Source organism: Methylocella sp., from assembly GCF_041905455.1.
In the GTDB taxonomy this organism is placed as follows: domain Bacteria; phylum Pseudomonadota; class Alphaproteobacteria; order Rhizobiales; family Beijerinckiaceae; genus Methylocapsa.
In genome coordinates this window covers 1-16,728 of record NZ_JAYRLA010000027.1, presented here as the reverse complement: position 1 = coordinate 16,728, position 16,728 = coordinate 1, and the positions used below count along the sequence as shown (strand labels likewise).

The window sequence follows — 16,728 nt, the reverse complement described above, 5'->3', positions numbered from 1 at the left end:
GCAGAGATGACCTCGGACAGCCTTTCGCCTCTCGCCGCGCCCTTCGCGGCGCCCTACGCGCCCGCCGACGAGCCGATCGCCGTCCGGCTCCTCGCGCAGGCCCCGCTGTCGCCCGCCGCGGAGGCCGAGATCGACCGGCTGGGCCTGCGCCTCGTCGAGGCGGCGCGGCGGCGCGCCTCCCCGCGCATCGGCGGCCTTGACGACCTGTTGCGCGAATATTCCCTCTCGACGGAGGAAGGCGTCGCGCTGATGGTGCTGGCGGAGGCGCTGCTGCGCGTGCCCGACGCCTTCACCGCCGACCTTCTGATCGAGGATAAGATCGCCGCCGCGCGCTGGGACGCGCAGGCGCATGACGGCCCCGAGCCGCTCGTCGTCGCCGCCGCCTCCTGGGCGCTCGGCGCGACCGCCCGCATGCTCGACCGCGGCAAGACGCCGGAAGGGGTGGTCGGCGCGGCGGCGAGGCGCATCGGCATGGGCGCGCTGCGCGCCGCCGCCCGCCAGGCGATGAGCCTCATGGGACAGCATTTCGTCTTCGGCGACACGATCGAGGCGGCGCTGCGCCGGGCCTCTTCGCGCGAGGGACGCGCGCGGCGCTATTCTTTCGACATGCTGGGCGAGGGCGCGCGCGCTGCGCAGGACGCGCGGCGCTATTTCGAGGCCTACGCGCACGCCATCGAAAGCGTCGGCCGCGCACCGGGCGCGACGGAGCGCCTCGGCGTTTCGGTCAAGCTGTCGGCGCTGCATCCGCGCTACGAGCCGGCCTCGCGCGAGCGCGTCCTCGCCGAGCTGACTCCCAAACTCGTCGAGCTCGGCGCGCTCGCCAAGGCGCGCGGCCTCGACCTCACGATCGACGCCGAGGAGGCTGACAGGCTTGAGCTGTCGCTCGAAATCTTCGCTCTCGCGCTCGCGGACCCGGCGTTGCGCGGCTGGGAGGGCTTCGGCCTCGCCGTGCAGGCCTATCAGAAGCGCGCCGGCGAGGTGATCGAGCATGTCGGCGAGCTGGCGCGCGCGCATCGGACTCGGCTCAAGGTGCGGCTGGTCAAGGGCGCCTACTGGGACGCCGAGATCAAGCGCGCGCAGGAGCGCGGCCTGCCCGACTATCCCGTCTTCACCCGCAAGGCGATGACGGACCTCAATTATTTGTCCTGCGCCCAACGTCTGCTGGCGCTGCGCGCGACGCTCGCGCCGCAATTCGCGACGCATAACGCGCTCACGGTCGCGAGCGTCGTCGCGCTCGCCGGCGCAGGCGAGGACTACGAGTTCCAGCGTCTGCACGGCATGGGCGAGGAGCTTTACGCGGGGCTCGCCGAAGAGCGCCCGGACATCGCCTGCCGCGTCTACGCGCCGGTCGGCGAGCATGAGAACCTGCTCGCCTATCTGGTGCGACGCCTGCTCGAGAACGGCGCCAACTCGTCGTTCGTCGCGCAGATCGGCGATCGGGACACGCCGCCGCAAAAGTTGCTGATCCGCCCGCAGGCGATCATCGGGCGGGCGGACCGCGCCCGCGCGCAGAACCTTCCCATGCCGCTCGACCGTCATATGCCCGGGCGGCGTCTGGCGCCGGGCCTCGAATTCGGCGCGCGGGCGGAAGTCGACTCGCTGCTCGCCAGCCTTCGCCGCACGCCCGAGGCGCAGCGCGCGGCGCGCATCCTGCGCCCGGACGACGCGCGCGGGCGCCCGGTTCATTCGCCGATCGACGGCGCGCTCATCGGCCATGTCGAGGAGACGCCGGCCGAGGCTCTCCCCGCCATGCTGGCGCGCGCGCGCGCGGGCTTTCGCCAATGGTCGCGCCGCCCAGTCGAGAAGCGCGCGGCCTGCCTCGAGCGCGCCGCGCGCCGGCTCGAGGTCGAGGCGCCGCGCTGGCTGCGGCTGTTGCAGCTCGAAGCCGGCAAGACGCTCGACGACGCCGTCGCCGAATGGCGCGAGGCGATCGACTTCCTGCGCTATTACGCGCTCGAGGCGCGGCGCGCGTTCGCGCCGCTCGACCTGCCCGGGCCGACGGGCGAGTCCGACCGCCTGCTGGCGCATGGGCGCGGCGTCTTCGTCTGCATATCCCCGTGGAACTTTCCGCTCGCGATCTTCATCGGCCAGGTCGCGGCGGCACTCGTCGCCGGGAACGCCGTCATCGCCAAGCCCGCCGAGCAGACGCCGCTGATCGGCGCCGAAGCGGTCGCCCTGCTGCTGGCGGCGGGCGCGCCCGACGACGCCTTGCAGCTCGCGCAAGGCGATGGCGCGCTTGGCGCGGCGCTGGTCGCGGAGCCGGGCGTCGCCGGCGTCGCCTTCACCGGCTCGGCCGCGGTCGCGCAGGCGATCAACCGCGCGCTCGCCGGAAAAGACGGGCCGATCCCGGCGCTGATCGCCGAGACGGGCGGCGTCAACGCGATGATCGTCGACGCGACGGCGCCGCCCGAGCAGGTCGCCGACGATGTGGTTTCCTCCGCTTTCCGTTCGGCGGGGCAGCGCTGCTCGGCGCTGCGGCTGCTGTGCCTGCAGGAGGAGATCGCCGAGCGCACGATCGCCATGATCGCCGGCGCGGCGCGCGAACTGAAGATGGGCGATCCGCGCGACGTCGGGGTTCATGTCGGACCGGTGATCGACGCCGCGGCGCGCGCCGCCCTGCTCGCCCATATCGCCGACATGCGCGCGCGTCCCGGCGTCAGGGAGGTCGCGGCCGGGTCGGTCGGCCCGGACGCGCCGGCGGGAGGATTCTATGTTGGTCCTCATATCTTCGAGCTTAGCTCGCCGGCCGAGCTCAGGGGCGAGGCGTTCGGCCCCATCCTGCATGTCGTCCGCTACAAGGCTGTGGCTCTCGACGCGCTTCTGGACGCCATCGAAGCGCAGGACCACGGGCTGACGCTCGGCGTCCATTCGCGCGTCGACGCGACGATCGAGCGCATCCTCGAGCGCAGGCTCGCCGGCAACTGCTATGTCAACCGGAATATGATCGGCGCTGTCGTCGGGGTGCAGCCGTTCGGCGGCTTCAATCTCTCCGGCACGGGCCCGAAGGCGGGCGGCCCGCATTATCTGCGCCGCTTCTGCGTCGAGCAGACGATCACGATCAACACCGCCGCGGTCGGCGGCGACGCGCGCCTCGTCAACGCGGTCGAGTGAGTCTGGCGAGGCCGCGTCAGTCGCCGGTGAGCGCCAGCGCCAGCTCGCGGAACGCCTCTTGGCTCGGCGGCGAGCGCGGCGACTGCTCCAGCGCGCGATAGATCTTCGGCGCCATGGCGACCGCCTGGTCGAGCTCGGGATCGGCGCCGGCGCGATAGCCGCCCATCAGCCGCAAATCCTTCGTGTCCTCGAAACGGGCGATGAGGCCGCGCAGGCGCGTGACGAGCTCGCGCTGCTCGGGCGTCCAGACGAGATGCGCGAGGCGCGAGATGGAGGAGAGCAGATTGACCGCCGGGAAGCGGCCCTGGTCGGCGATGGCGCGGTCGAGCACGACATGGCCGTCGAGCGCGCCGCGCGCGGCGTCGGCGACGGGGTCGTTGTGGTCGTCGCCGTCGACGAGCACCGAGAAGACGCCGGTGATCAGTCCCTCGCCTTCCTCGCCCGGGCCGGCGCGCTCGAGCAGCTTCGGCAGGTCGCCGAACACGCTCGGCGGATAGCCGCGCGAGACCGGCGGCTCGCCGGCCGAAAGCGCCACGTCGCGCGCGGCGTGGGCGAAGCGCGTGACCGAGTCGACGATCAGCAGCACGTTCTCGCCGCGCCTGCGGAAATATTCGGCGACGGCCATCGCCGAGCGCGGCGCGAGGCGGCGCATCGAGGCCGTCTCGTCGCCGGTCGCGACGACGGCGACGGCGCGCGCGCGGTTGGCCGCCAGCGCGTCCTCTAGAAACTCGCGCGCCTCGCGGCCGCGCTCGCCGACGAGCGCCACGACGACCGCGTCGAAATCGCTGGAGGCCGCGAGCATGGCGAGCAGCGTCGACTTGCCGACGCCCGAACCCGCGAAGACGCCGATGCGCTGGCCGGCGCAGATCGGCGTGAACACGTCGATCGCCCGCACGCCCGTGCGCAGCGGCCGGCCGATGCGGGCGCGGCGAAGGGCCCTTGGCGGCGGCGCGTCGATGAGCGCGAAGGAGCCGCCCTGGCGCAGCGGCCCGGCGCCGTCGACGGGAGCGCCGAAGGCGTCTATCACGCGGCCTTTCCAGCTCGCGTCGGGAGCAAGGCGCAACGGCCCGGCGCGGTAGACCCGCTCGCCGAGGCTCGTCAGGGCGCCGGCCTCGAAGCTCTTGACGCGCACGATCTGCGGATCGATCCGCACCGCCTCGCCGCGATGCGCCGTTCCGTCCTCGCCGCCGAAGCTCACGCAGTCGCCGAGGCTGACGAAAGGGGAGAGTCCGGCGACGCAGGCGTACGCGGGCGAAACCTCGACGACCTCGCCGCTGACGCGCGTGAAGGCTCGCTCGCCGGCGAGCGCCGTGGCCCGCTCGAGCCGCGACAGCGTGTCCTCGCGCAGCGCGCCCGCGCCCCGCCGCGCAGGCGGCGCGCTCATGAGCCGCCGCCCAGCGTCTTGATCGCGCTTTTGAGCGAGCTCTCCGAGCCTTCGGTCGCCGCGTTGATGCTTTCGAAGGCGCGCGAGACCATGATGAGCTTCGTCATCTCAAGGATCGGATTGACGTTCGCGCCTTCGACATGGCCCTGCATCAGCCCGTTGTTGGAGAAGTCGAGCTCGGCTTCGGCGGGCTCCTCGCTGCGCACGGCGGAATTGTCGTAGCGCGCGAGCTTCGCCTGTTCGGGCAGGCGGAAGACGCCGATCGCGCCGAGCTGGCGCCCGCTCTGGGTCATCATGCCGTCCTGCGCGATGGTCGGCGGCCCGGCGGCGGGATCGAGCAGGATCGGCGTTCCGCCGGCGTCGAGCACCGGATAGCCGTCGAGGCTGACGAGGGCGCCGCTCTCCTCCATGCGCATGCGCCCGTCCTTGGTGTAGACGACGCCGTCCGGCGACTGCAGGCCGATCCAGCCGCGCCCCTGCACGGCGACGTCGAGCGGATTGTCGGTCTTGGTCAGCGCGCCCGAGCGGCGCGAGATGTAGGATTCGCCCTGCGAGACGAAGGCGACAGGGTCGGCGCCCGCCTTCGAGACGTAGCTCTTGAACTCGACCTCCTCCGCGCGATAGCCCGGCGTCGAGAGATTGGCGACGTTGGACGCGATCGTGTTGAGGCGGCGGTCGAGCGCGACCTGCGCGGAGAGCGCGACGTAAAGGCCGGTCAGCATGCCTCAGGCGCCCCCGAGCTTGAGGTTGGCGAGGCTCATCAGCAGGCTCTGGCTGATCTCCGGCGTCGTCACCTGCATGGCCGAAAGGGGCGCCGTCGCGGCGCCGGTCGGGTTGTTCATGTCGTAGCGCGCGGTGAAGCGCTCGATGAGCTTCTGCAGCTTGGCCGGATCCTTGAGGTCGCCGATCTTGAGCAGCGAGCCGATGGTCTTCGCCTGCCGGTCGATGTCCTGGCTCGACATCGAAGCGGAGAGGCCGAACGCCGTCTGCACGACGCTGAGCAGGGTTTTGTCGGCGAGCAGGCCGTAGGCGCTGGCGACCGTCGGCGCGACGCGCTTGAAATAGAGCGCCATGCGCGCGCCCTCGTTCTCGCCGCCGACGCGCGTCTCGAGCGCGGCCTCGACATAGGCGCTCTTCACGCTCGCGACGAGGCTCGCCGAGCTCGTCGTCGAGACGCCGTTCGCCGCGAAGTCGAAGGCGCTCGCGAGCGCCTTGTAGCGCGAATCGTTCAGGGTGTTGGCGAGGCTCTTGCCGTCCGAAACGCCCTGCGTCAACACCTTGCGGATCAGCCCCTTGGCGTAGGCCATGTCGGAGAGGCCGTAGGCCTTCAGCGCATAGGCGTAGATGCGCTGGTCTTTCATGAAGTCGTCGACGGACTTGATCTTGCCGATATGCGCCTCGAAATAGGCGCTCTCGCGCTTGACCACCGGGTCGGACGCCGTGGAGGCGAGGGATTTGTCGAAGTCCCGCGTCAGCATGACGTAGGTGAGCGTCGCGTTCATGTCGCCGGTCCCGAGCGCTTCAATCCGGCGACCTTCGCTCCTGCGCCTTGCCCCTGGCTTTCCTTCAGGCCAGCGCGCCGTCCGGCCGCTCCATCGGCGCGCCGAAATAGGCGGCGTAGCGCGCGGCGACCTCCGCCGTCGGCATGACGGTGAACACGTCGATGGCGCCGAACTGCGGATCGGCCGTCGCCCCGTCGCCGAATTTCGCGCCGACGCGCAGATAGGCCTTGAGCAGCGGCGGCAGGGCGGCGAGCGCGCGCCGCGCGTCGAGCGGCGCGCCTTGCGGAAGGCGGTCCATCTCGATCCGCCGGCCGGCGTGAGGGCGCGCCGTCCACTCCTCTCCGGCGCCGGCGCAGCGGCTCAGGAAGCTGAGCTGAAGGGCGAGCGCGTCCGCGTCGAGGCCGGGCAGGCTGGCGCAGCCGATCAGCGCGTCGACGCCCTCGCGCTGGACATAGGCCCAAAGGCCGCGCCAGAGCACTTCGACGACGCGCTTCGAGCGGTAGCGGGCGTCGACGCAGGCGCGCCCGAGCTCAAGGAAGCGCGTCTGCGGTCGTCCCGCGAGGAGCGGCGAGAGGTCGAACTCGCGCTGGCTGTAGAAGCCGAAATGGCGGCGCGCGGTCTCCTGCGGCAGCAGCCTGTAGGCGCCGGCGAGACGCGGCTTGCGCCGGCCGAAGCGGTTCAGCGCCTCTATGTCGTAGACGAGCAGATGCTCGCAGACGCGGTCGAAGGCGCACAGGTCGCGCCGCGCCAGCCGCGAGGCGGCGTCGGGCCGCGCGCCGCCCTCCTCGAAAAAGACCCGGTAACGCAGCCTCTGCGCCTTGCGCACCTCCTTGCGCGTCGCCGCGAGGCGGGCCTCAAACGGGCCGAACCGTCCGAGCAGGCGATCGCCGACCGGGGGCTCGCGCAGGAGCAGGCGAGCAGGGGAGAAGGTGGAAGGCGCCGCGTCGTCGCGCGGACATTCGAAGCTCTGCGTCACGGCGACATCCGCGCGCGGCCCCGCGCCGGCGCCGGCGCGGCGGCGGTGGGCCTCAAGCCGGCCGGCGGCCGGCCTCGACCGCTCTAGCGGGACGCGGCGAAGCTTCGATGACGCGCGCAAAACGAAACGACGACGGGCGCAAGCGCCGTCATCAAACTGCAAGGCGCGGCGGTTAGGCCTCGCGCATCGACGCCTTTGGATGTCGCATGGCCATCTTGCGCGCGTTCGCGCTTTTGCTGACGATCGCCCGTCTCCTCGCCGCCGCGGCTTTCGCCCGGCGGAATGGTCGTCCTGCGGCGATGCGCCGCTCCGACGCTTGCGCGCGGCTGGCGGCGGCGCTCGGCGTGCGGGTGAGCGTCGAGGGCGAGGCCGCCGGCGCGCCCGCGCTGCTCGCGGCCAATCACGTTTCGTGGATCGACGTCCTCGCGCTGCGTGCGCTCGCCGACTTTCGCTTCCTCGCCAAGAGCGAGGTCGGACGCTGGCCGCTGATCGGGCGGGCGGCGCGCTTGCGCGGAACGGTGTTCGTCGAGCGGGCGCGCAAACGCTCCATCCCGCCCGCCAACGCCGCGATGGCTGAGCGTCTCGCGCAGGGGCGGCTCATGCTGATGTTCCCGCAGGGGACGACGACGGACGCTCTCGCGCCGCCCCGCTTTCTCAGTTCGCATTTTGGTTGCGGACGCGATTTTCTAGTACGCAAAGAGAATGCGCCATATCTGTTCGTGCAGCCAGTGGCGATCTTCTACGATTCGCCGGTTGCGCCCTGGCTCGGCGAGGCCGCGCTCGCGCCGCATCTGTGGCGCGTGCTGCGCGACGGGCCGATGACCTGCCATATCCGCTTCGGCGAGCCTTTCGCGCTCGAGCGCGGCTTCGACCGCAAGGCGGCGGCGCGCGAGGCGGCCCGACGCGTCGGGGCGATGCTCGGCGAGTTGCGCGCCGCTCACGCGCGGCCGGCGCAGGCTGGCGCGGCCGGCGCGCCGACGCATGCGGGAAAAGCGCCCCTCGCGCCTGAAGGCGCATGACGCCGCGGCAGGGTTCGCGCTAGGCTCGCCCGGCGCAGGTCTCGCCCGAAACGCGCCGGAGCCGCCGCATGAGCTACGCCGCCGCCTTTCTCGTCGCCCTCGTCGCGACCCTCGCCGCAGGGGCGGCGACCTTCGTCATCCAGAAGAAGTTCCCGTTCGACCAGAGGCGCCGGAGCCACGACGTCGGCTCGGTGGTGTTCCTGCAGTTTGGCGTCGTCTTCGCCGTGCTGCTCGCCTTCGTGTTCAGCGGCGCCTGGTCCGAATACAACGACGCCGCGCAGGCGACGACGCTCGAGGCCGGCGCGCTGCATGGCGCGGCGATGCTCGCCGCCGCTCTTCCGCCCCAGGACGCGCAGCGCTTCCTGCGCGCGGAGCTCGACTATGTGGAGGCGGTCGTCGACGTCGAATGGCCGGCGATGGAGCGATTGCGCGACGAGGATCTCGCCACCGACGGGAAGCTGCGCGCGGCGATCGCCGGGCTCGCCGCGCTGCGCGGCCTCGACGCCGACGGGCGCGACGCCAGGAACATGATCCAGACGCTGCTGACGGACGCGCACGCCAAGCGGGAGATGCGCATCTATGAGGCGCGCAACGGCATTCCCATCGTCCTGTGGATCGTGCTCATCGCCATGGCCGCGGCGCTGACGCTGTCGGTGTCCTTTTCGGCGATGGAGAACGCCGCGGTCGCCCTCCTCGTCGCTTCGGCGTTTGCGCTCGGCGTCGCCGGCATCATGATCGTCGCGCGCCTGCTCGACTATCCTTACGAGGGCGCGCTGCTGCAGCCGCCGACGGACTTCCTCGTGCTGCGCGGCAAGCTCGCCGCTCTGCTCGCGAGCGCCGTCCCGCCGCCGTGACGCCGGCGCTCAGGCGTCTTCGCCGCCCTCGGGAAACAGCGGAAGCGCGGCCCCGCCGCTCGGCTCGGCGAGGCCGAGATGGCGGAAGGCGCGCGGGGTGAGCACGCGCCCGCGCGGCGTGCGCTGCAGGAAGCCTTGCTGGATGAGATAGGGCTCGATGATGTCCTCGACGGCGTCGCGCGGCTCGGACAGGGCGGCGGCGATGGTCTCGACGCCGACCGGGCCGCCGGAAAAGGACAGCGCGATGGTCTCGAGATAGCGGCGGTCCATCAGGTCGAGGCCGATGTCGTCGACGTCGAGCAGGCGCAGGGCGCGGTCGGCGACCGCCCGCGTGATCTGCGGATCGCCGTCGACGACGGCGAAGTCGCGCACGCGCCGCAGCAGGCGTCCGGCGATGCGCGGCGTGCCGCGCGAGCGGCGGGCGATCTCGTTGGCGCCGTCGTCGGCGATGGCGATGGCCAGCACGCGCGCGCCGCGCCGCACGATCTTTTCAAGCTCCTCGACGGTGTAATAGTCGAGCCGGACCGGAATGCCGAAGCGGTCGCGCAGCGGCGTCGTCAGGAGCCCGGCTCTCGTCGTCGCGCCGACGAGGGTGAATCTGGCGAGGTCGATCTTGACCGAGCGCGCGCCTGGGCCTTCGCCGATGATGAGGTCGAGCTGGAAATCCTCCATCGCCGGATAGAGGATCTCCTCCACCGCCGGATTGAGGCGATGGATCTCGTCGATGAACAGGACGTCGCGCTCCTCGAGCCCGGTGAGCTGGGCCGCGAGGTCGCCGGCCTTGGCGATGACCGGCCCCGAGGTCGAGCGGAAATTGACGCCGAGCTCGCGCGCGAGGATCTGCGCCAGCGTCGTCTTGCCAAGGCCCGGCGGTCCCCAGAACAGCACGTGGTCGAGCGCCTCGCGCCGCGTCTTGGCCGCCTCGATGAACACCTTGAGGTTGGCGCGCGCACCCGCCTGGCCGGTGAAATCGGCGAGGCTCAGGGGGCGCAGCGAGGCGTCCGGGTCGTCCGGGCGCGTTTCGGCGGAGAGCAGTCTGCGGGGAGAAGAGGCCAAGGCGCGGCGGCTCCGGTCGACGGCGCGTGAAATCGGCGATCGAAACGGATTCGACCGCCGCTTATAGCACGCCGCGTCGCCTCTAGGGGCGCCGGCGCCTATTTTCCGATGAGCGACTTGAGCTTGCGCGCGGCGTCGAAGGCCGCCGGCGGCAAGAGATATTTGGCGAGGTTGCGCGCCCGTTCGGTCTCATTGGAGAGCGCCTGCGTCGGGAACAGGGTGGAGTGGAAGTCGTTCTCGTCGCCGTCGCTGCGCCCGTTCGAGTAGAAATAGGCCGCGGCCGAGCGGCGGTGGCGTCCATTCGGCGCGTCGACCGGGTTGGGGTGGCCGTGCAGGCTCTTCGCCGACTGGTAGAACATCACGGTCCGGCCGAACTCCGGCACGACGCGGTCGACGCATTCACGCGTCTCAAGGTCCCATAGCTCAAGGTCGCCGCCGTACTCGGGCTTCCAGTCGCGGTTGAGATAGGTGATGAACACCAGTCTGTTGTCGAGCTTCGTCACCGAATGCTGGTTGAAGTCGATGTGCATCGAGAACTTGCCGCCCGGCGGAATGTCGTGCAGGCCGCCGGCGTAGAGCGCCGGATCGGTGACGAGGCCCTCGATTCCGGTGACGGCCTCGATGAATTCGACGAACTCGCCGGAATAGATCGCGTTGAAATAGAGCTGGCTCGCCGCGCCGAGGCGCGTCTTGGGGGCCGAGCCGCGCTTGAGCTCGTTGGAATTGTCGTAGCGCCGCCATTCCGAGAACTTCAGCTTCTCGAAATCGGCGAGGACGAGATCCAGCAGGCGCGGATTGAACAGGCCGTCGAAGACGATGTGCGGATAGGGCTTGGCCGCGAAGAACGCTTCCTTGTACTCGGCCGCCTTCTTCAAATTGACGAGGTTGCGGTTGAAGATTTCGTCGAAGCCGATCGACACGCCGTCGATGACGACATGATCGCCCTGCGCGCGGGCCGGCGCGGGAGCGGAGGAACCTGGCGTCGAAAGGGTCAAGGCCTCGGACATGGGCGATCCTTCAGGGAGTTGAACGAAGTCGCCGCCAGGGCGACGGATTTGCAGGCGATTTTACAGGAATCGCCGGCCTTTGCGACGAAAAACGCTGCGCTGCGGCGATGCGCCGTCGCCGATCGGGCGTCGCCGGCCTGACGGCGCGTCTCTCCGCCGGCCGCCGAGCATACGCTCGCCGGGCGGTTCGATCCAATCCGATCGGCCTATGATTATGATCGGGCGCGGACGCTTTCGCGCGCCGCCGCGATCCGGCGTGTTTCCCATACGCCTGCGGCGGCGCGTCGTCCTTGATCGACCGCAACCCCGGCCCGTCGGTCACTCCGCCTCGCGCGCGCCGGGATCGCCTGCGAGGTCGCGCCGGGCCGTCTCGAGCGCCTGCGCGTAGCGGCGCAGCAGCCAGCCCTCGGTGAGCAGGCCGACCACTCTTCGCCGCTCGTCGAGCACGGCGAGCGCCTCGCACTCGGCGCGCTCGAACAGCCGCGCCGCCGCCTGCGCGTTCATCTGCGGCGCGAGGGTGAGATCGGGCAGGCGCGCGAGGGCGCCGAGCGGCGTCCCGCCTCCGGCCTCCGCGCGCCGCAGATGCACGTCCGGCAGGAAGACGAGCCCCCGATAGGAGCCGTCGCCGTCGATCGCCGCGATCCATTGCGCCGCTCCGAGCGGGTAAAGGGCGGCGACGGCGTCGAGAGGGGCGTCGACCGGCGCGCAGTCGACGTCGCGCCGCATCAGCCGGCCGACGGTGAGGTCGCGCATCCAGCCGACGTCCTGGGCGCCGCGGATCGATTCGCCGCGCAGATGCAGGCGCCAGGTCGCGAAGGAATAGCCGAAGGTGCGCCGCACGATCAGCGAGGAGAGCGCGCTGGCGGCGAGGACGAACAGGCTGAGCGACAGGTTGCGCGTCGCCTCGAGCGCGAGGAAGCTCATGGTCAGCGGGCCGCCGACGACGGCGACGGCGAGGCTCACCATGCCGATCAGGGCGCTGGTCCAGCCGTCGATGGGCGCATAGGGCAGCAGCACGGCCTCGACCAGCGCGAACAGCCACCCGCACAGGGCGCCGAGATAAAGGGAGGCGAAGAACAGTCCGCCCCGGAAGCTCGAGCCGACCGAAACCGCCGCCGCTGCGGCCTTGGCCAGAATCGTCGCGGCGAGGACCCCGCGCTCCGGCGCGTCTTCGCCGAACAGATCGAACGCCGCTTCGTGTCCGGACGACAGGACATGCGGCGAGAAGATCGCGAGCGCGCCGACGATCAGGCCGCCGACCACGGGATGCAGCAACAACGGCAGCCGTGTGCGCTGGAAAAGCTTCTCGACGAACGTCGCGCAACGCATGATGGCGACCCCGAACAGGGCGCAGGCGGCCGCGAGCCCCAGAAGCAGCGCGGCGTCGAACGCGCCGAAGCTCAGCCCGGGATCGGGAATCTTCACGAGCTCGGGCGCGGCCCCGAACAGGCGCGCCGTCACCGCGCCGGCGACGGCGGCGGCGCACACCGGCGCGAGGCCGAACGGCGTGTAGGCGCCGAGCACCAGCTCGAAGGCGTAGAAGGCGCCGGTGAGCGGCGCCGAGAAGGCGGCGGCGATCGCCCCCGCCGCGCCGCAGCCGACGAGGGTGCGAAGGTCGGCGCGCCGCACGCCGATCCGCTTGCCGAGGAAGGAGGCGAAGCCGGACCCCATCTGCGTATAGGCCGCCTCGAGGCCGACGGAGGCGCCGAAGCCGTTGGAGATCGTGGTCTGCGCGACGATGACCGCGCTGTCGGCGAGCGACATCTCGCCGCCGCGCAGGGCGTTGGCCTCGATCGGATCGACCGGGCGTCCCGGCCGCCAGCGCCGCGCGAGGACGAGCGAGAGGCCGACGAGGAGGCCGCCCAGAGCCGGGATCAGCGCCTGGCGGGGCGAGGCGAGGCGGTCCATGGCGCTGAGCCGCGTCAGCCCGTAAAGATGTTCGTGCAGGAACAGCGCGGCGCGCAGGATGGCGGCGGCGAAGAAGCCGGCGGCGGCGCCGACGACGACGCCGAGGACGATGAGACTGATTTCGTCGCCGCGCGCGAACCCGCGCAGCCGCCGCGCGAGGGAAGGTCGCTTCGGCGTCCCGGCGGGCGTCTCCTCCATGCGGCTCCCGATCCTCCCGCGCCGCCTGCGCGGCGTTGCGCCGCGCGCGCGCGCCCGTTATAAGCCGCATCGCGTCCCTTCCGACACCCCTGGAGGCGAGGGCGCCCGTTAATTCAAAAGGATTCAGCAGAATGGCCGAGATCAAGACTCTCGCGGCCACGACGCGCGCGCGGGTCGGCAAGGGGGCCGCCCGCAGCACTCGTCGCGAAGGCCGCATTCCCGCCGTCATCTATGGCGGCGGCGACCCCGCCGAAGCGATCGAGCTCGACTTCCGCGAGACCAACAAGCTCATCTACGCGGGCCACTTCCTGACGACCCAGTTCGACATCGAGGTCGCCGGGGCGGTCCAGCGCGTCATCCCGCGCGACTACCAGCTCGACCCGGTCAAGGACCTGCCGCTGCACGTCGACTTCCTGCGCCTCAAGCCCGGCTCGACGCTCAAGGTCGAGGTGCCGGTGCATCTCGTCAATCAGGAAACCTGCCCCGGCGTGAAGAAGGGCGGCAGCGTCAACGTCGTGCGCCACTCGATCGAGATGCGCGTGCCCGCCGATTCGATCCCGGAGGCGGTGACCGCCGACCTCGGCGCGCTCGACATCAACGATTCGATCCATCTTTCGACGCTGGCGCTGCCCGCCGGCTGCAAGGCGACGCAGCCGGAGCGCGACTTCACCATCGTGACCATCGCGCCGCCGGCCGTCGTTCCCGAGGATCCGGCCGCCGCCGCCGCGGCCGCCGCCGCCGCGCCCAAGGGCAAGGGCGGCAAGGCGGCGCCCGCTGCGGCTGCGCCGGCCGCCAAGAAGAAGTAAGGCTCGAGCCGCCGCGCGCGCGCGGCGGCGTCCCCTTCTCGAAATTCCGCGCCCGCCCGCAAGGCGGGCGTTTTGCCGTCCGACCGCCGGAGGTCGCGCCATGATGCTGTTGGTAGGTCTTGGCAATCCGGGCCGCGCATACGCCGGCAACCGGCACAACATAGGATTCATGGCGATCGATCGCATAGCGCGTGATCATTCGGCCGGCCCGTTCCGTCAGAAGTTTCAGGGACTCGTCAGCGAGGCGCGGATCGGAGCTGAGCGCGCGATCCTGCTCATGCCGCAAACGTACATGAACGAGTCCGGGCGCTCCGTCGGCGAGGCGTCGCGCTTCCTGAAGATTCCGCTCGCCGACATCGTCGTCTTTCACGACGAGCTCGATCTTCCCGCCGGCAAGGTGCGGGTCAAGACCGGCGGCGGCGACGCCGGCCATAACGGGCTGAAGTCGATCACCGCCCATCTCGGCGCCGGCTACCGCCGCGTGCGGCTTGGGATCGGCCACCCGGGCGACAAGGCGCTCGTGCACAATTACGTGCTGGGCGATTTCGCCAAGTCCGAGACCGGCTGGCTCGACGCGCTGCTCGCCGCGCTTTCGGCCGACGCGCCCTTGCTGGCCAAGGGCGAGGACGACGCCTTCCAGACCAAGGTGTTCAAGGATATGGCGGCGGCGGGGTTTTAGAGCGTTTTCATCTTGATCCAGGTCATATCCTGTCGCGCGCCTTCTGAGGGACCAAACGCGGGCGAACTCGACGCGCTGAACCGGCGCGAATTCGCCGCGGTCGGCCGTCTGGATGAATCTCGCTCCGATCGTTCGCGAACATCCAAATCCCGTTTCGGCGTCTCTCATGGCCGCTCTCAACGACGCCTTCGACGCCGGCGCGGCTTGGCAATTTCCGAACCGATGCGGCGGCGTACGACTGGACTTTGCAGGGGTTCCAGGGCGGCGTCTCCATTCCGCCGTCCCCGGAGGAGCGATGAAGTTCGATTTCGCCGCGTGCGGCGACGCCTGTCGAACTGATCCCCGGCATGACGCAGGAGATGCGCGTCGGGTTTTTGGCGATGAACTCGCGGCCGACGAAGCGGCCGTCGGGCAGGAGCCGTCGCAACACCGCCGGCAGCGCGGCGAGCGCGGAGTGAGAAACTGCCGATCATTGCTCGGAAAAAGCGAGAACGGCGTCAGCGGTTGGCCTTGTCATGAGCCGCCTCTTTTCCGAGCAGCATCTCCTGCAAACGGCCGGGGCCCATCGCCTGAGCGAGATTTCTGAGCCCGAAGAGCGGCAGAAGCGCGACGAACATGACGACCGAGGCGCTGAGCAATCCCGCCAGACCGCCGCCTCCGACGCTCGGACGGCTGTCCATGATTGTCCTGCCGTGGAGCAGCCCTTCGATCGCCTTCTCAAGGACGTGAACGACGAGAAGAAGCGCCGTAACGAGGAGAGTTTCGTAGAGGATCGGATAGATCAGCGGCCGTTTGCGCAGCCACGCGCCGGGATCGAACATCTCGAAGATGAGCACCACTTTGGCGAAGACCAGAGCGTTGACGGGCGCGAAGCCCTGCATGGTGAAATTGACGCCCTCTTCGCGCATGACAATGCCCTGGTTCAGCACGAAAACGCCGAACAGAACCCACAAATAGAGAAACAGCGTCACGAAACGGCGAAATTCTTCGGCCGCTTTCTCTTTCAGCCCCCCCCCGGGCTGCGTCGATCCGGCTACGGCGGGGCCGCTCGCCTGGCTCGTCACTGAACTTTCCCCATTCATCCCGCTTGATCGCGGCCAGCTCGGGTGGAGAGCTCCGCCTCAAGGATCGGAACGCCGAGATTGCAGGCCTGGACGCCTTGGGCGACGCAAATCTTGAGAACCTCGAAAATTTCGGTGATCGAAGCGCCAGCCTTCAGCGCATTCTGGACGTGCCTTCGGACGCCGGGAGCGTACATATGCGTGAACGAGGCGTCGAAAGCCATGCTTAGAAGCTCGATCTCCTTCGCCGGCAGGACGCCGCTTCCGTAAATGCCCGCGCCCGTCGCCATGAAGGCGTCGGTCCAGCCGGGATCGAGCGCCAGAAACGGATCCCAGGCGGCGTTCCACTGGCCGATCCCCTTCATGCTGTCGACCGCCGGCGTAGCTGCGGGAGACGCCGGAGCCGGAGCGACGCCCGCGGCCTTGGCTTCCTCGAGAAGAATAGGCGCGCCGAGGCTGCACGAATGGACCGCCATCACGCTCGCGCATTTGAAGACGAACAGGATCTCCTCGCGGCTCGCGCCGGCGTCGAGGGCGCCGCGCACATGCCGCCGCGTTCCATCGGCGTTGAGGTTGGTGCAGGCGACGTTGACCGCGAGGCTGACGAGCTCGACGAGCTTGCGCGGCGGGACGCCGCCTCGCCAAGGGTCGTTCGCCATCTTCGCGCAGGAGGCGGCCCATGCGGGCTCCCACTGCGCGAGCTGGCCAAACGCAACGCCATCGAGCGCATGTTCGGCAGCCTCACCAGACGCGCAAGCTGAAGCGGCCGCTGTCGGGCCTGCTCAAATGCGGCTGCTGCGGCGCGGGCATGGCGATCAAGGACACGCGCAAGGGCAGGCAGCGCATCCAATGCACGCAGATGAAGGAGACCGGCGCCTGCGCGCATCGCCGCGTCTACGATCTTGATGCGATCGAGCGCACGGTCTTCGACGGCCTCAAGGCCAATCTGACGACGCCCGACCTGATCGCCTTGGCCGAGGGCCGGAAAGATAGTTTTGAGCGTGGCGGTCGTATCGTGTTGTGATGCGCCGCCAGTTCTTTAGGACCAATCGACATTCGGGATTCATTTTTGCGTTTGGCGCGGAATCAATGGGCTGCGGATTTTTTTGATTCGGAGCGCATCGATGGGCGTGCGACGCTATGAGCTGAACGAGGCTCAGTGGAGCC

At 70.1% G+C, this 16,728-nt stretch carries 16 protein-coding genes; 7 read left to right on the top strand and 9 right to left on the bottom strand.

Annotated elements, in window-relative coordinates; translation table 11 throughout:
* Positions 1–6 precede the first annotated feature (6 nt).
* Positions 7–3,111 carry a bifunctional proline dehydrogenase/L-glutamate gamma-semialdehyde dehydrogenase PutA gene (gene putA / locus ACE3OG_RS15685; RefSeq protein ID WP_374310330.1) on the top strand — a complete coding sequence of 1,035 codons (3,105 nt, stop codon included), beginning with the start codon at positions 7–9 and terminating at the stop codon, positions 3,109–3,111.
* Between the two features lie 16 nt (positions 3,112–3,127).
* Here putA and fliI read toward each other — a convergent pair whose 3' ends face one another.
* The 4 genes from fliI to ACE3OG_RS15665 form a co-directional block, all read right to left on the bottom strand.
* Positions 3,128–4,495, bottom strand: coding sequence for a flagellar protein export ATPase FliI (gene fliI / locus ACE3OG_RS15680; RefSeq protein ID WP_374310328.1), 1,368 nt, complete (start codon positions 4,493–4,495; stop codon positions 3,128–3,130).
* On the bottom strand, positions 4,492–5,217 hold the full coding sequence (gene flgF, locus ACE3OG_RS15675) for a flagellar basal-body rod protein FlgF (RefSeq protein WP_374310326.1): 726 nt from the start codon (positions 5,215–5,217) through the stop codon (positions 4,492–4,494). The genes fliI and flgF overlap by 4 nt, the downstream gene beginning before the upstream one ends.
* Positions 5,218–5,220: 3 nt before the next feature.
* Positions 5,221–5,997, bottom strand: a complete 777-nt coding sequence (locus ACE3OG_RS15670; protein WP_374310324.1) for a DUF1217 domain-containing protein — start codon at positions 5,995–5,997, stop codon at positions 5,221–5,223.
* A gap of 64 nt (positions 5,998–6,061) precedes the next feature.
* Positions 6,062–6,973, bottom strand: a complete 912-nt coding sequence (locus tag ACE3OG_RS15665) for a GNAT family N-acetyltransferase (RefSeq protein WP_374310322.1) — start codon at positions 6,971–6,973, stop codon at positions 6,062–6,064.
* Between the two features lie 206 nt (positions 6,974–7,179).
* On the opposite strand from ACE3OG_RS15665, the gene ACE3OG_RS15660 reads away from it, so the two are divergent.
* Positions 7,180–7,992 (top strand): lysophospholipid acyltransferase family protein, encoded by an 813-nt coding sequence (locus ACE3OG_RS15660; RefSeq protein ID WP_374310319.1) that lies wholly within the window; start codon positions 7,180–7,182, stop codon positions 7,990–7,992.
* A gap of 68 nt (positions 7,993–8,060) precedes the next feature.
* Positions 8,061–8,846, top strand: coding sequence for a hypothetical protein (locus ACE3OG_RS15655; RefSeq protein WP_374310317.1), 786 nt, complete (start codon positions 8,061–8,063; stop codon positions 8,844–8,846).
* 9 nt (positions 8,847–8,855) lie between these two features.
* On the opposite strand, the gene ruvB is transcribed toward ACE3OG_RS15655, so the two are convergent.
* Both ruvB and ACE3OG_RS15645 read right to left on the bottom strand, forming a co-directional pair.
* Complete coding sequence (gene ruvB, locus ACE3OG_RS15650) at positions 8,856–9,902, bottom strand: Holliday junction branch migration DNA helicase RuvB (protein ID WP_374310315.1); 1,047 nt, start codon at positions 9,900–9,902, stop codon at positions 8,856–8,858.
* Positions 9,903–10,000: 98 nt separating this feature from the next.
* Entirely contained in the window at positions 10,001–10,909 is a 909-nt protein-coding gene (locus ACE3OG_RS15645; RefSeq protein WP_374310313.1) for a 2OG-Fe(II) oxygenase, read from the bottom strand.
* A gap of 18 nt (positions 10,910–10,927) precedes the next feature.
* Between ACE3OG_RS15645 and ACE3OG_RS15640 the strand changes: the two genes are divergently transcribed.
* The gene (locus ACE3OG_RS15640; RefSeq protein WP_374310311.1) at positions 10,928–11,050 is read left to right on the top strand and encodes a hypothetical protein; all 123 of its coding nucleotides are present in this window, start codon (positions 10,928–10,930) and stop codon (positions 11,048–11,050) included.
* 177 nt (positions 11,051–11,227) lie between these two features.
* On the opposite strand, the gene ACE3OG_RS15635 is transcribed toward ACE3OG_RS15640, so the two are convergent.
* A complete protein-coding gene (locus tag ACE3OG_RS15635) occupies positions 11,228–13,015 on the bottom strand; it encodes a chloride channel protein (protein WP_374310309.1) in 1,788 nt (595 codons plus the stop codon).
* A gap of 131 nt (positions 13,016–13,146) precedes the next feature.
* Here ACE3OG_RS15635 and ACE3OG_RS15630 point away from each other — a divergent pair, with 131 nt between their 5' ends.
* Both ACE3OG_RS15630 and pth read left to right on the top strand, forming a co-directional pair.
* On the top strand, positions 13,147–13,821 hold the full coding sequence (locus ACE3OG_RS15630) for a 50S ribosomal protein L25/general stress protein Ctc (RefSeq protein ID WP_374310307.1): 675 nt from the start codon (positions 13,147–13,149) through the stop codon (positions 13,819–13,821).
* 100 nt (positions 13,822–13,921) lie between these two features.
* On the top strand, positions 13,922–14,500 hold the full coding sequence (gene pth, locus ACE3OG_RS15625; RefSeq protein ID WP_374310305.1) for an aminoacyl-tRNA hydrolase: 579 nt from the start codon (positions 13,922–13,924) through the stop codon (positions 14,498–14,500).
* Between the two features lie 497 nt (positions 14,501–14,997).
* On the opposite strand, the gene ACE3OG_RS15620 is transcribed toward pth, so the two are convergent.
* Entirely contained in the window at positions 14,998–15,471 is a 474-nt protein-coding gene (locus ACE3OG_RS15620; RefSeq protein ID WP_374310303.1) for a hypothetical protein, read from the bottom strand.
* 107 nt (positions 15,472–15,578) lie between these two features.
* The gene (locus ACE3OG_RS15615; RefSeq protein ID WP_374310301.1) at positions 15,579–16,220 is read right to left on the bottom strand and encodes a carboxymuconolactone decarboxylase family protein; all 642 of its coding nucleotides are present in this window, start codon (positions 16,218–16,220) and stop codon (positions 15,579–15,581) included.
* A 20-nt stretch (positions 16,221–16,240) separates the two neighbouring features.
* On the opposite strand from ACE3OG_RS15615, the gene ACE3OG_RS15610 reads away from it, so the two are divergent.
* Complete coding sequence (locus ACE3OG_RS15610) at positions 16,241–16,585, top strand: zinc ribbon domain-containing protein (protein WP_374310299.1); 345 nt, start codon at positions 16,241–16,243, stop codon at positions 16,583–16,585.
* Positions 16,586–16,728: the final 143 nt, after the last annotated feature.

Bases quoted from the DNA above. Each gene is read 5' to 3' on its own strand.
- putA (WP_374310330.1), top strand. From the start codon at position 7: ATGACCTCGGACAGCCTTTCGCCTCTCGCCGCGCCCTTCGCGGCGCCC.
- fliI (WP_374310328.1), bottom strand. From the start codon at position 4,495: ATGAGCGCGCCGCCTGCGCGGCGGGGCGCGGGCGCGCTGCGCGAGGAC.
- flgF (WP_374310326.1), bottom strand. From the start codon at position 5,217: ATGCTGACCGGCCTTTACGTCGCGCTCTCCGCGCAGGTCGCGCTCGAC.
- ACE3OG_RS15670 (WP_374310324.1), bottom strand. From the start codon at position 5,997: ATGAACGCGACGCTCACCTACGTCATGCTGACGCGGGACTTCGACAAA.
- ACE3OG_RS15660 (WP_374310319.1), top strand. From the start codon at position 7,180: ATGGCCATCTTGCGCGCGTTCGCGCTTTTGCTGACGATCGCCCGTCTC.
- ACE3OG_RS15655 (WP_374310317.1), top strand. From the start codon at position 8,061: ATGAGCTACGCCGCCGCCTTTCTCGTCGCCCTCGTCGCGACCCTCGCC.
- ACE3OG_RS15645 (WP_374310313.1), bottom strand. From the start codon at position 10,909: ATGTCCGAGGCCTTGACCCTTTCGACGCCAGGTTCCTCCGCTCCCGCG.
- ACE3OG_RS15635 (WP_374310309.1), bottom strand. From the start codon at position 13,015: ATGGAGGAGACGCCCGCCGGGACGCCGAAGCGACCTTCCCTCGCGCGG.
- ACE3OG_RS15630 (WP_374310307.1), top strand. From the start codon at position 13,147: ATGGCCGAGATCAAGACTCTCGCGGCCACGACGCGCGCGCGGGTCGGC.
- pth (WP_374310305.1), top strand. From the start codon at position 13,922: ATGATGCTGTTGGTAGGTCTTGGCAATCCGGGCCGCGCATACGCCGGC.
- ACE3OG_RS15615 (WP_374310301.1), bottom strand. From the start codon at position 16,220: ATGGCGAACGACCCTTGGCGAGGCGGCGTCCCGCCGCGCAAGCTCGTC.
- ACE3OG_RS15610 (WP_374310299.1), top strand. From the start codon at position 16,241: ATGCGGGCTCCCACTGCGCGAGCTGGCCAAACGCAACGCCATCGAGCG.